The organism is Cupriavidus sp. F041 (assembly GCF_057814235.1).
Window position 1 is genome coordinate 1,487,760 of record NZ_JBVASY010000002.1, and the last position, 13,557, is coordinate 1,501,316.

Consider the following 13,557-nt stretch of genomic DNA (forward strand, 5'->3'; position numbering starts at 1 on the left):
AATTTGCTGAACTTGCTTGGGGTTACAGGGCGACGACCGCGTCGCCCAGGATCTTGGTTTCGCCATATTGGTTGGCGGTCTGGATTTCCAGCCTGATGCGCTTCTCGCCGTTCACTTCCAGCTTTTCCACCACGCGGCCGCTGCAGGTGATGCGGTGGCCGAGATGCGTGATGCCGACAAAGCGCACGCCGAACTGGCGCAACTGCCGCTGGTCAACCCAGAGCGTGAGCAGGCGGCCCAGATAGGCCATCGACAGCATCCCGTGCGCGAACACGTCGGGCATGCCGGCCTTGCGCGCGAAGTCGGTATCGATATGGATTGCGTTGTGGTCGTTCGAGGCGCCGGCAAACAGCGCCAGCGTGGTGCGGTTGATCGGCTCCAGCGTCAGCGGGGGCAGGGTGTCGCCGACCTGGATCTGCTCTAAGCTCAAATTGCTCGGATTGCTCATTGGGGTTCTCCGGTTCAGCCGTTGCGCTGCACGAGTACGCTGCGCAGGTCGGCCACATGTTCGCCGTCCTGGTTGGTCACGCGTGTCTCGCGTACCACGAAGTCCAGCGCGCCGCCTTTCTTCTCGTAGATGTCGGTGATACGCGTTTGCAGGTGCAGCGTGTCGCCGGCATAGGCCATGCGGTGGTAGGTGAAGGACTGTTCGCCGTGCAGGATGCGCTCGACCTTGATGCCGAGTTCGTCGCGCCAGGCGCTGGGCGGCTGCACCAGTTCCAGCGAAAAGAGGAAGGTGGGCGGCAGCGGCAGGCCGGGGTGGCCGGCGTCGCGCGCGGCGGCTTCGTCGAGATAGATCGCCCTGGTCTCGCCGGTGGCCTTGGCGAAGAAGCGCAACTGGCTGGCGGCGGCGGTGGTGCGGAAATCCGCAATCACCTTGCCGATGAATTTCTTGTCGATCATGGGAAGGACTCCGTCGGGTAGCGTTCGGTAATCAGCGCAATCAGGCGTGCTTCTTGTAGACCGTGACGACGCACGCGCCGCCCAGCCCCAGGTTGTGCGCTAGCGCCACCTTTGCGCCCTCGACCTGACGCTGCTCCGCCGTGCCGCGGATCTGGTGCGTCAGCTCGTAGCACTGGGCCAGGCCCGTGGCGCCGAGCGGGTGGCCCTTGGACAGCAGGCCGCCGGACGGGTTGACGACCCAGCGGCCGCCGTAGGTGTTGTCGCCGTCGTTGACCAGCTTCTCCGCGCCGCCTTCTTCGCACAGCCCCAGGCCTTCGTAGGTCAGCAGTTCGTTCTGCGCGAAGCAGTCGTGCAGTTCGATCACATCGACGTCCTCGGGGCCGATGCCGGCCTGCTCATAGACGCTTTGCGATGCCGAGCGCGTCATGTCGAAGCCGACCACGCGGATCATGTCCTTGCTGTCGTAGGTGCTGGGGGTGTCGGTGGTCAGCGCCTGGCCAGCGATCAGCACGTCGGTGCGCAGGCCGCGCTTGCGCGCGAACTCTTCCGAGACCACGATGGCGGCGGCGCCGCCGCAGGTCGGGGGGCAGGCCATCAGGCGCGTCAGCACGCCATCCCATAGCATCGGCGAGGCCAGTACGTCTTCCGGCGTGACGATGTTGCGGAACACGGCGAGCGGGTTGCGCGCGGCGTGCTGGCTGGCCTTGGCGCGGATCTTGGCGAAGGTCTCCAGCTTGGTGCCGTACTTGGTCATGTGCGCACGGCCCGCGCCGGCGAACTGGCGGACGGCGCTGGGCAGGTCGGTACGGTCGACCAGTTCGTTGACCAGGTTCAGCGCGCGCTCCAGCGCCGGTGCGCGGTCGCTCCACTTGGAGCTGAGCGCGCCCGGCTGCATGAACTCGAAGCCCACCGCCAGCGCGCAGTCCACCGCGCCGCTCTGCACCGCCTGGCGTGCCAGGAACAGTGCCGACGAGCCGGTGGCGCAGTTGTTGTTGACGTTGATGACCGGGATGCCGGTCATGCCCGCATGGTAAAGCGCCTTCTGGCCGCAGGTGGAATCGCCGTAGACGTAGCCGGCGTAGGCCTGCTGCACGTCGGCGTAGTCGATGCCCGCATCCTCCAGCGCCTGGCGCACCGCGTGCGCGCCCATCATGTCATAGGTTTCGCTGGTGCCCGGCTTCTTGAACGGGATCATGCCGACGCCGGCGACGAATACTTTACGTGTCATGTCATTCTTCCTTCGGATTGCGGTGGTGTTTACGATGACGATACAAATTACATCTTTCGCGAGATCAGGTCGCGCATGACCTCGCTGGTGCCGCCGTAGATCCGCGTGACGCGGGAGTCGGCAAAGGCGCGCGCCACCGGGTACTCCAGCATGTAGCCGTAGCCGCCGTGCAGCTGCACCATTTCGTCCAGCGCCTTGCCCAGGGCTTCCGTGGCATAAAGCTTGGCGATCGCGGCTTCTTCCAGCGTCAGGCGGCGGCGCACGTGCTCGGCGAGGTAGTGATCCACCATCAGGCGCACGGCCACGGCTTGCGCCTTGATGTCGGCCAGCTTGAACTTGGTGTTCTGGAAGTCCCACACGGTCTGGTTGAAGGCCTTGCGTTCCTTCACATAGTTGATGGTGTGTTCCAGGCAGACTTCCAGCTTGGCGGCGGCGCTCACGGCGATGCTCAGGCGCTCCTGCGGCAGTTCGCCCATCAGGTAGGCAAAGCCCTTGCCTTCCTCGCCCAGGCGGTTGCCCACCGGCACGCGCACGTTGTCGAAGAAGAGTTCGGCGGTGTCCTGCGCGTGCTGGCCCACCTTGTCGAGCTTGCGGCCGCGGCGGAAGCCTTCGCGGTCGGCTTCCACCATGATCAGGCTGACTCCCTTGGAGCCGGCGCTGGGATCGGTCTTGCACACCATGATGATCAGGTCGGCATTCAGGCCGTTGCTGATGAAGGTCTTGCTGCCGTTGATCACGTATTCGTTGCCCTCGCGCACGGCGGTGGTACGCACGGCCTTGAGGTCGCTGCCGGTGCCCGGTTCGGTCATGCCGATGGCAAGGATGGCCTCGCCGGAGCAGACCTTGGGCAGCCAGCGTTGCTTCTGTTCCTCGCTGCCGATGCGGTTGATATACGGGGCAATGATGTCGGAGTGCACGCCAAAGCCCGGGCCGCTGACGCCGGCGCGCGCGACTTCCTCGTTGAAGATCGCGCAGTGGCCGAAGTCGCCGCCGCCGCCGCCGTACTCGGTCGGCAGCGTGATGCACAGCAGGCCCTCGCGGCCGGCCTTGAGCCAGCTTTCACGGTCGACCACGCCAGCCTTGTCCCAGGCGGCCTGGCGGGGAACGCATTCACGTTCGAGGAAGCGGCGCACGGTGGTGCGGAACATTTCGTGGTCGTCGCGGAAGACGGTCCGGGTGACTTGCATGTGAAGCTCCGATAGAAAGGGTGAGGGCGTTGGTCCGCTCTTAGCGTACGCAGGCGACGTGTGCCGCGGGTTCGGGGTGGAATAGCTGATCGACCAGGTGCGCGCGGCGCGCGCGGGTGGCGGCCTGGTTGACGTAGCCTTTTTCGGCCACCTCGTTGGCGTCGATCGAAGGCGGCTCGGCCATCAGCATCACGCGCTGCACGCTCAGGCTGGCGCCGTCCTTGCCCTGGGCGCGCAGGCGTTCGCATAGCGCATGCACCACCAGCGGGTGCTGCACCAGCGCTTCGGCGTCCAGTTCGGCCAGCTCCGGGGCCAGCGCACGGCAGGCGGCGAGGTTGGGCCAGGCCAGCGCGGCGAGGTAGTTGTGATCGTGGCCGCAGATGACGGCATCGGTAATGAGCGGCGCGCATCGATCGATTAGCGCCAGGCGCACGGCGCCGGTGCGTACCCAGGTGCCGTTGGCCAGCTTGAAGTCCTCGACCACGCGCCCGGCGAACACCAGGCCGCGGGCCGGATCGGCGGGGTCGGCCAGGCGCACGGCGTCGCCCAGGCAGAAATAGCCCTCATCGTCGAAGGCCGCGGCGGTGAGGTCGGGGCGCTTGACGTAGCCGGAAAAAACGAAGGGGCCGCGCATGCGGATTTCAAAACGTCCGTCGCTGCCGTCCAGCGGCACCAGCTTGATTTCGGCGCCGGGCATCGGCACGCCGACATTGCCTACGTCGTCGGTGGCCCAGCCGCAGTACACGCCCATGGCGGTGGTTTCCGTGGAGCCCAGGCCGGAGCAGAAGACAATGCGTTCGCCCACCGTCTGTTCGGCCACGCGCTGGATGCGCTGCAACACGTCGCCAGGCAGGCTGGCGCCGCCATAGCCGAAGCTGACCGCATTGGCGAGCAGGCTGCGCGCCAGCACCGGGTCGCGTTCGAGTTCAGTGACCAGCGCGCTCCACGCGGACGGGACGCTGTTGAACATGGTGGGCGAGACTTCGCGCAGGTTGCGCACGGTGCGCTGGAACAGGCCGGGCAGGGGGCGGCCATCGTCGATGTAATGCGTGGCGCCCAGCACGATGGCGCGCGCGAAGTTGGTCACGCCGCCCAGGCCATGGTGCCAGGGCAGCCAGTCGAGGAACACCGGCTGCCGCTCGATCAGGGCGGCGAGGTTCTCCGCGTGATAGGAAGTCACCGCGTTGAGATTGCTGTAGGCGGTGGCCACGCCCTTGGGGACACCGGTGGAACCCGAAGTAAACAGCACGCGCACCGTGTCCGTGGGACGGATGGCGGCGTGCGCGCTGGCCAGCGCGGCCAGCCGCGCCGGCGTCAGCTCGGTGGCTGCCAGGCCGCTCCAGGCGTACTGGCCGGCTGCCGCGCCTTCCACGGCGATAACCGCCGCCTGGTAGCCTTCCAGGGCCGCAATGGCACGCTCGAAGGGCGCGGCCGATTGCACGAACAGTGCCGCGGGCGGCACCAGTTCCGCGACGCCCTTGAGACGCGCGAAATCGCGGCTGATGGTGGAGTAGGCGGGCGACACCGCCGCGGCGGGCACGCCCACGTACTCGGCGGCAAGCAGCACGACGGCCTGCTCGATGGAGTTGCCGGAAAGCAGCATCAGCGGCCGGTCTTGTCCGAGGCCGAGTTCCAGCAGCGCGGCGCCCACAGCCTGTACCTGGTGCCACAGTTCGGTCCAGGTGATTGTGCGCCATGCGCCTTGCGCGTCGCGCTCGCGGAATGCGGCGCTGGTGCCACGGCGCTCCGCCCAGTAGGGCAGGAAGTCGGCCATGCCTTGCTGGGGGATCTTGGTCGGTGGCGTGGTGCAGCGCAGCAGTAGCGTGCCGTCGGGGCGGTGCTCGATTAGGGTGCGGCGCTCGGGGAAGCAGACCGGGCGGTAGGGGTGATCGGTGGCGGCTGGCAGGTGCGTGGCCATTGGTGTATTCATTGGGGCTGTCTCCTGGGCTGTCTCCTGGGCTGGATGCGGGTGGGGCGCGTCAGCAGGTTGTATTTTTGGGGTCCCGGGGGGTGGGTTTTGGTATGGCGTTACGGTAACGCTAAGAGGGGGTGGGATATAACCACCCGCGTTAGGTGGCTTTGTTTTTTTGGGAGGCCGCCGGGGGGAAACCGTCGTGTTTGCCGGGGGTGGGGCTTTTTAGGGGCGGCGTTGGCTGTTGGACCCAAGTGCGTACGACATCCCCCTGCGGGGGACGCCGGTCACTCTTCTTTGCTTCGGCAAGGATCGCGGCGCTGCACACCGCGAACGGCAGAAGGCCGAACGCTCACCGCATACGAGGTCGGGGGCCCCACCACGAAACCCATGGGGCATGCCATTGCGATGCCCTGCAAGCCGGTAACGGCAGATACCAGCAGAACCGCCGGCCATACGACGAAACCAGCGCCCTGCGCACCCGCGATTGCTCTGCCCCCGGCAGGGTCGGCTTTCTTCTCATGAGAAACAATTCGGGCAGCACGGTTTTTTCAAGCCGGCTGAACGGCTTGGGTGATCTGGAAACCGAGGGCAGTCGCGCGGCGCCGGAGCGCGGCGATGCTGCGCTGGCGCTGCTGCTCTTCATAGTGCTGCTGGCCCTGGTCGACGAAGGCCTCGCCGCGGGTCAGCATGAAGTACACCATCCGCGCGAGCTTGTGGGCGACGGCGGTATTGGCACGGGGCTTGTCCATGCGACTACACAGCCGGCGGTAGAAGGCGCCGAGCGCCGAGCCGTTGCGCGACAGGCTCATCGCCGCCAGCTTGAGTGCCTGGCGCACCCGGTTGGTGGAGCGCCGGGTGCGCGCGCTGAGCACCTTGCCGCCACTAACCTTGGTGCCGGGGCACAGTCCCAGCCACGAACAGAAGTGCTTGACGTTGGTAAAGCGGCGCAGGTCCGGGCCGATCTCCGAGAGGATCGTCAGCACCGAGGTGACCGCCAGGCCATTGATGCGCGTCAGGTCCACGCCCGCCCAGCGCGCCAGCGCGGTGCGGGCATCAAACGTCGGGGTGTTCTTGCCGCGCCGCTTGCCCGGCCCGCCGAGTTCGACCTCGTGACAGCCCAGCGGCGCGAGCAACGCCTCGATCTTCGCCTCGCACTCGAGGATGCGCTGGGCCAGGCTGTCGAACATCGCCAGGGCCTGCCCGAGCACGAACAGGTGCTCCTCGCGCCAGTTGCCCGTCAGCGCCCGCTCGATATCGCGCTCGCTGGCCTTGACGCGCCCATGGCGATGCCGCGCCAGTACTTTGGGGTCACGCTCGCCCGCCACAATCGCCCGCACGATGGCCTGCCCGGTCATGCCCATCACGTCGGTGAGCACCTCGCTGAGCTGGAGGTTCATCTGCACCAGCGCCTTCTGCATGCGCTGCACCCAGTCGGCCTGCTCGGCCAGCAGCACCTCGCGCTGACGCGCCACCGCGCGCACCACACAGACCTCATCGCCGGGGCGCCAGGCCGCGCGCAGCAGCCCCAGGCTCATCAGCTTTTGCAGCCACTGAATTGGAAAGGACCTCCCTGATCACCGGATCGGCACCGTCTGGTGACATCATGGGGGTGCTACACAACCTTCCATGGAAAGGGGGAAGTCATGGACAAGATTACTCGTGTCGGCGTGGATCTGGCGAAGAACGTCATGCAGATTCATGCGGTCGACAGCGCCGGGCGTGTCGTGGTACGTAAGGCGATTGCGCGCGAGCGATTCGTGAACTGGTTTGTCAATCTGGAACCGTGCCTGGTCGCGATGGAGGCCTGCAGCGCGGCGCACTACTGGGCACGCAAGCTGCGCGCGCTCGGACACGACGTGCGCCTGATTCCACCGCAGTTTGTCGCACCCTACCGCAAAGGCGGCGTTCACGTAAAGAACGACTCACTCGATGCCGAAGCGACCTGCGAAGCGGCGAGCCGCCCCCACATGCGCTTCGTGCCGGTCAAGTCACCCGCACAGCAGAGCGTGCTAGTGCTGCACCGCATGCGCACAGGATTTGTCGAAGAGCGTACCGCGCTGGTCAATCGATTGCGCGGGTTGCTGGCCGAGTTCGGCGTGTTCCTGCCGCAACGGATCGGCCAGTTGCGCAAGCATTTCGTCGACCAGGTTGAGGACGGCAACAATGAGCTGGCAGGGCCGGCGCGCCAAGCCTTGATGCGCGGCTGGGCACAATGGCAGGTGCTGGATGACGAAATCGCGTGGTTTGACAGGCAGATCGCCGAGCACGCCAGCCACGACCCGCAGGCGCAGCGTTGCATGGACGTGTGTGGCGTGGGCCGGCTGACGGCATCGGCCGCGGTCGCGACGGTGGTGGATGCCCGCCAGTTCAAAAACGGCCGGCAGATGGCCGCCTGGCTGGGCATCGTGCCCAGGCAGAAGAGCAGCGGCGGCAAGCAGCGGCTCGGGCGCATCACCAAACAAGGCAACGACTATCTGCGAACTCTGCTGTTTCAGGGCGCGCGATCGGCCATCCTCACTGCCCACCGGCGTCATGACCGGCTCTCGCACTGGATCGTCGAGCTCCAGGCTCGCGTGGGCTACTACAAGACCCTGGTCGCCGTAGCCAACAAGCACGCGCGTATCTTGTGGGCGGTGCTTGCCAAGGGGGAACGGTTCGATCCGTTTCACGCGCCCGCTCGCACTGGTGGGGCGGTGGGCGCGTGAAACCGTAAACGACATCACCACAAATTGACTTCGTACGAGGACGCAATCGACGTCCTGCACGTCGCTCTTGCGTCCGGGCACGTACTTCATCTGCCGCGCATCGACCAGCCACACCGTCAGCCCGCGCCGCTCCAGCACCTCGTACACCGGGATCCAGTAGACCCCGGTGGACTCCAGCGCCACCGTGTCCACCCCGCACGCCAGCAGCCAATCCGCCAATGCGTGCAGGTCATCGGTCATCGTCCCGAATTCACGCACCGGCTCGTCATCGGCCTGTCGAGGCACCGCTACCCAGTGGCTCGACGCCCCGATATCGATCCCCGCCGCGTTCGGAAACACCTCATCGTCTTCTCGCTTGCGCATCGCCATCGCCTGCTCCAGAATCGTCAGTGAACGGCAGCGCCATGGGAAACGTCGAAATTGACTCGATCTCATGAACGGGATGCGGCTCGCGCCGCTCACCACTGTCGCCGACGAATCCCGGACCATGCTCCTGCGCGGGCTCACTCCACGGCGTGCATGCCGCGAGCGCGCACCATTGGTCTGTCGGTCATCGCGGCGCTGCCGTTCACCGGTATAGCTCATCTCGGTTTCTCCGCCCACACCGGGGCCGGAAGGGCCCTGAAATGCTCTTGAGAAACCAAACTGAAGGGCTGGGTTCAGGCGGCCACCTCCACGGGGTTGAGCTGGAAGCCCAGCGCGGCGGCACGCCGTTTAAGGGCGGCGACGCTGCGCTGGCGCTGTTGTTCTTCGTAGCGCTGTTGCCCCTGGTCGACGAAGGTCTCGCCGCGCGTGAGCATGAAGTAGACCATGCGCGCCAGCTTGTGGGCGACCGCGGTATTGGCGCGCGGCTTGTCCATGCGGGCGCACAGCCGGCGGTAGAACGCGCCAAGTGCGGAGTCGCTGCGCGACAGGCTCATAGCTGCCATCTTCAGTGCCTGCCGGGCGCGGTTGGCGGAGCGCCGGGTGCGCGCGCCGAGCACCTTGCCGCCGCTGATCTTGGTCCCAGGGCAAAGTCCCAGCCACGAACAGAAGTGCTTGACGCTGCCAAAGCGGCGCAGGTCCGGGCCGATCTCCGAAAGGATCGTTAGCACCGAGGTGACGGCTAGGCCGTTGATGCGGGTGAGGTCCACACCGGCCCAGCGTGCGAGCGCCGTGCGTAGGTCGAAGCTGGGGGTGTTCTTGCCGCGACGCTTGGCCGGCCCGTCGAGGTTGGGGTCATTGCGTCCCAGCGGGGCCAACAGCGACTCGAGCTTGGCATCACACTCGGTCACGCGCTGAGCCAGGCTGTCGTACATGGCCAGCGCCTGGCCCAGCACGAACAGGTGCTCGTCACGCCAGTTGCCGGTCAGCGCCTTGGCGATCTGCTCGGCGCTGGCCTTGACTCGGCTGTGGCGGTGCCGGGCCAGCGCCTTGGGGTCGCGTTCGCCGGCCACGATGGCGCGGATGATGGCCTGACCGGTCTGCCCCATGACGTCGGTGAGCACCTCGGTGAGCTGAAGGTTCATCTGCACCAGCGCCTTCTGCATGCGCTGCACCCAATTGGCCTGCTCGGTGAGCAACACCTCGCGCTGACGCACCACCGCGCGGACCACGCAGACGTCGTCGCCGGGCCGCCAGGCCGCGCGCAGCAGTCCCAGGCTCATCAGCTTCTGCAGCCATTGGCAATCTTGCACGTCGCTCTTGCGGCCGGGCACATACTTCATCTGCCGCGCATCGACCAGCCAGACCTTCAGCCCGCGTTGCTCCAGCACTTCGTACACCGGGATCCAATACACCCCGGTGGATTCCAGCGCCACCGTGTCCACGCCGCACGCCAGCAACCAGTCGGCCAGCGCATGCAGGTCGTCGGTCATCGCGCCGAACTCGCGCACCGGCTCGCACCCGGCCTGCTCGGCCAGATGCGGCGGCACCGCCACCCAGTGACTCGACGCGCCCACGTCGATCCCCGCCGCGTTGGGGAACACCTCGTCGTCTTCTCGCTTGCGCATCGCCATGGCTTGCTCCACCATCGTTGATGAACGGCAGCGCCATGGGATGCGTCGAATTCGACTCGATCTCTTGAACGGGATGCGGCTCGTGCCGCTCACCACTGTCGCCGACGAATCCCGGACCATGCTCTCAAGCGGGCTCACTCCACGGCATGCTACGCCGCGAGCGCGCACCATTGGTCTGTCGGTCATCGCGGCGCTGCCGTTCACCGGTATAGCTCATCTCCGTTTCTCCGCCCACACCGGGGCCGGAAGGGCCCTGAAATGCTCTCAAGAAACAGAAGTGAAGGTGGCTGTGTTCATGCGGCCACCTCTACCGGATTGACCTGAAACCCGAGGGCCGCGGCACGGCGTTTGAGGGCGGCAATACTGCGCTGGCGCTGCTGCTCTTCATAGTGCTGCTGACCCTGAGTGCTGCTGACCCTGGTCGACGAAGGCTTCGCCGCGGGTCAGCATGAAGTACACCATCCGCGCAAGTTTATGGGCGACAGCGGTATTGGCACGCGGTTTGTCCATGCGGGCGCACAGCCGGCGGTAGAACGCGCCGAGCGCCGAGTCGCTGTGCGACAGACTCATGGCGGCCAACTTCAATGCCTGGCGCGCCCGGTTCGCCGAGCGCTTGGTGCCCGAGGCCAGCACCTTGCCACCGCTGATCTTGGTGCCGGGGCACAGGCCCAGCCACGAACAGAAGTGCTTGACATTGGCGAAGCGGCTGAGGTCCGGGCCGATCTCCGAGAGGATCTTCAGCACCGCAGTCGCGCCCAGCCCATTGATGCGCGTGAGGTCCACGCCCGCCCAGTTGGCCATGACCTGGCAGACATCGAATTCGGCACGCAGCTTGCTGCCGGCTCGGGGGACTTTGCCCACGTCGATCTTGCTGTGGCCCAACTTGCCCAGCAAGGCCTGCAGCCTCGTATCGCACTCGGCCACATGCCGCGCAATGTGGTCGTACATGGCCAGCGCCTGAGCGAGTACAAACAGATGCTCTTCGCGCCAGTTACCCGTCAGCGCCCGGGTGACTTCCTCGGCGCTGGCCTTGACGCGGCTGTGACGGTGCCGGGCCAGTACCTTCGGGTCGCGCTCGCCGGCCACGATGGCGCGGATGATGGCCTGCCCGGTCATGCCCATCACGTCGCTGAGCACCTCGGTGAGCTGCAGGTTCATCTGCACCAGTGCCTTTTGCATGCGCTGCACCCAACTGGCCTGCTCGATGAGCAGCACCTCGCGTTGGCGGGCCACCGCGCGCACGACACAGACCTCGTCGCCGGGACGCCAGGCCGCCCGCAGCAACCCCAGGCTCATCAGCTTCTGCAGCCATTGGCAGTCTTGCACGTCGCTCTTGCGTCCGGGCACGTACTTCATCTGCCGCGCATCGACCAGCCAGACCTTCAGCCCGCGTTGCTCCAGCACTTCGTACACCGGGATCCAGTACACCCCGGTCGACTCCAGTGCCACCGTGTCCACCCCGCATGCCAGCAGCCAGTTGGCCATGGCGTTGAGGTCGTCCGTCATCGCGCCGACTTCGCGAACCGGCTCGCAGCCAGCTTGCTCGGCCAGATGCCGCGGCACGGCCACCCAGTGGCTCGACGCCCCGATATCGATCCCCGCCGCGTTCGGGAACACCTCGTCGTCTCGCTTGCGCATTGCCATGGCTTGCTCCATCCTCGTTGATGAACGGCAGCGCCATGGGAAGCGTCGAATTCGACTCGATCTCTCAAACGGGATGCGGCTCACGCCGCTCGCCACTGTCGCCGACGATTCCCGGACCAGGCTCGTTAGCGGGCTCACCCAGCAGCGAGGCCGATCGCCGCGAGCTCGCACCAATGGCTTGTCGGTCATCGCAGCGCTGCCGTTCCCCTTTATAGTCGTTTCTTCGCGAACGCCGGGCACAGGCATGGGCTTGGCAAGCTTGTTAGTCTTCTTTGCTTCGGCGTAACTATTCAGCAGATGTTGTAAACCGATGCGAAGTGCTTCATAGTGCTACGCATGACGAAGATCCCCAGCCTCAACGACCTGACGCCAGAGCAGAAGGACGCGCTCATCATTGAGCTGGTGACGCGGCTGAATGCGCTTGAGGCGAAGCTGGAGAAGGATAGCCACAACTCCAGCAAGCCGCCTTCGACCGACGGCCTGAAGCGCAAGCCGAAGTCGCTGCGCGAGCCGGGCACGAACCCGCCGGGTGGTCAGCCCGGCCATCCGGGCAAGACGCTCAAGCGGGTGCAGGACCCTGATCACACGGTGACGCACCCGGTGCCCGAGCGCTGCGACGTCTGCGGCAGTGCCATTGCGGCAGATCAGGTCACCGTGCTGCCGCAAGGCCGCCAAGTGTTTGATCTGCCCGCGATCCGCTTTGAAGTGATCGAGCATCGTGTGCAAGTTGCCCAGTGCCGCTGTGGCAAGACCCATACCAGCCAGTTCCCGAGCGGGGTCAGCCAGGCGGCGCAGTATGGCCCTCGGGTCAAAGCCGCGGGGGTCTATCTGACGCAGTACCAGCAAGTGCCGATCGACCGTACAGCACAAGCCCTGCGAGATCTGTTCGATCTGCCGGTGAGCACGGGCACCATTCAAAACTTCATCAACGAGGCTGCCGGCGCGCTAGCACCGGCAATTGATCAGATCCGTCAAGCGATCCTGGCCGAGCCGGTGGTGCACTTTGATGAGACAGGCATGCGGGTTGGGCGCAAGCAGCAGTGGCTGCATAGCGCTTCGACAATATGGCTGACCTGGTATGGCCCGCACGCCAAGCGTGGCAAAGAGGCATTGGATAGCTTCAACATCTTGCCTGCCTTCGACGGTGTGGCCGTGCATGACGGCTGGCGCCCTTATGCCGACTACGCGTGCCAGCACGCGCTGTGCAACGCGCATCATCTGCGCGAACTCATCTACATTTGGGAGACCACCCAACAGACCTGGGCTCAGGACATGATCACCCTGCTACGCCAGGCCAAGCGCGAAGCCGACGACAATCTGACGCGGGGCAACACCAGCCTGGCGCCAGCACGCCTGGCCGACTACCGGCGCCGCGCTGAGGCGCTGATCGCGCAGGGACAGCAGGACAATCCTGCGCAGGCACGGAATCCAGCCCTGGACCCGCGCGGCAAGACCAAACAGTCCTTCGCCTACAACCTGCTGGCTCGCCTCCAGCGATATGCGACCGAGGTGTGGCGCTTCATCGCCGATCATCGTGTGCCGTTCGATAACAACCAAGCCGAACGGGATATCCGCATGCCCAAGCTCAAACAGAAGATCTCCGGAGGCTTCCGCGTCATACATGGGCTGCAGGCGTTTTGCACCATCCGCTCTTACCTCGCCACGCTGCGCAAGCAGCAGCGTGAGCTCTTCACGGCTTTGACCTGCACCTTCTCTGGCTGCCCACCTTCGCCTATCCCCGGCTGCTGAATAGTTACGCCGAGGCAAAGAAGAGTGACCGGCGTCCCCCGCAGGGGGATGTCGTATGGCTTTTGGGTGCAAGAACCAACGCCGCTATGCCGCGGCCCTCGCGGACCGGGCCGCGGTGCCCACCACGAAACCAAGGGCGTTGATAGCAAGTTGCCGGATGAGCCGGTACGGCAGGGTCGAGCAGTACGGACCGTGTCGACGACATCCTCCGGTGATCTTGCTGACGAGC

Annotated in this window: 8 protein-coding genes and 3 pseudogenes; 2 read left to right on the forward strand and 9 right to left on the reverse strand. The window is 65.8% G+C overall.

From position 1 onward, the window contains the following. Positions 1–22 precede the first annotated feature (22 nt). The 6 genes and pseudogenes from ACZY0R_RS24095 to ACZY0R_RS24120 all read right to left on the reverse strand — a co-directional run. Positions 23–448: a MaoC family dehydratase gene (locus ACZY0R_RS24095; protein ID WP_488861822.1), complete on the reverse strand. Its 426-nt coding sequence runs from the start codon at positions 446–448 to the stop codon at positions 23–25. Between the two features lie 14 nt (positions 449–462). Further along, on the reverse strand, positions 463–903 hold the full coding sequence (locus tag ACZY0R_RS24100) for a MaoC family dehydratase N-terminal domain-containing protein (protein ID WP_441633502.1): 441 nt from the start codon (positions 901–903) through the stop codon (positions 463–465). A 40-nt stretch (positions 904–943) separates the two neighbouring features. Further along, the gene (locus tag ACZY0R_RS24105; protein ID WP_488861824.1) at positions 944–2,131 is read right to left on the reverse strand and encodes a lipid-transfer protein; all 1,188 of its coding nucleotides are present in this window, start codon (positions 2,129–2,131) and stop codon (positions 944–946) included. A gap of 47 nt (positions 2,132–2,178) precedes the next feature. Next, a complete protein-coding gene (locus tag ACZY0R_RS24110; protein WP_488861826.1) occupies positions 2,179–3,318 on the reverse strand; it encodes an acyl-CoA dehydrogenase family protein in 1,140 nt (379 codons plus the stop codon). Between the two features lie 40 nt (positions 3,319–3,358). Next, positions 3,359–5,248 (reverse strand): feruloyl-CoA synthase, encoded by a 1,890-nt coding sequence (locus ACZY0R_RS24115; RefSeq protein WP_488861828.1) that lies wholly within the window; start codon positions 5,246–5,248, stop codon positions 3,359–3,361. Positions 5,249–5,781: 533 nt separating this feature from the next. Next, positions 5,782–6,786: pseudogene (locus tag ACZY0R_RS24120) on the reverse strand (IS110 family RNA-guided transposase); the annotation flags it as partial. A 90-nt stretch (positions 6,787–6,876) separates the two neighbouring features. On the opposite strand from ACZY0R_RS24120, the gene ACZY0R_RS24125 reads away from it, so the two are divergent. Then, positions 6,877–7,938 (forward strand): IS110 family RNA-guided transposase, encoded by a 1,062-nt coding sequence (locus ACZY0R_RS24125; protein WP_488861830.1) that lies wholly within the window; start codon positions 6,877–6,879, stop codon positions 7,936–7,938. On the opposite strand, the pseudogene ACZY0R_RS24130 reads toward ACZY0R_RS24125, so the two are convergent. From ACZY0R_RS24130 to ACZY0R_RS24140, 3 genes and pseudogenes are all read right to left on the reverse strand, one after another. Further along, positions 7,921–8,307, reverse strand: a pseudogene (locus ACZY0R_RS24130) (IS110 family transposase); the annotation flags it as partial. The gene ACZY0R_RS24125 and the pseudogene ACZY0R_RS24130 overlap by 18 nt on opposite strands. Before the next feature lie 290 nt (positions 8,308–8,597). Beyond that, positions 8,598–9,935 (reverse strand): IS110 family RNA-guided transposase, encoded by a 1,338-nt coding sequence (locus ACZY0R_RS24135; protein ID WP_488861832.1) that lies wholly within the window; start codon positions 9,933–9,935, stop codon positions 8,598–8,600. Between the two features lie 293 nt (positions 9,936–10,228). Next, positions 10,229–11,579 (reverse strand): annotated as a pseudogene (locus tag ACZY0R_RS24140) (IS110 family RNA-guided transposase). Between the two features lie 336 nt (positions 11,580–11,915). Here ACZY0R_RS24140 and tnpC point away from each other — a divergent pair. Continuing rightward, entirely contained in the window at positions 11,916–13,328 is a 1,413-nt protein-coding gene (tnpC, locus tag ACZY0R_RS24145; RefSeq protein ID WP_488857033.1) for an IS66 family transposase, read from the forward strand. Positions 13,329–13,557: the final 229 nt, after the last annotated feature.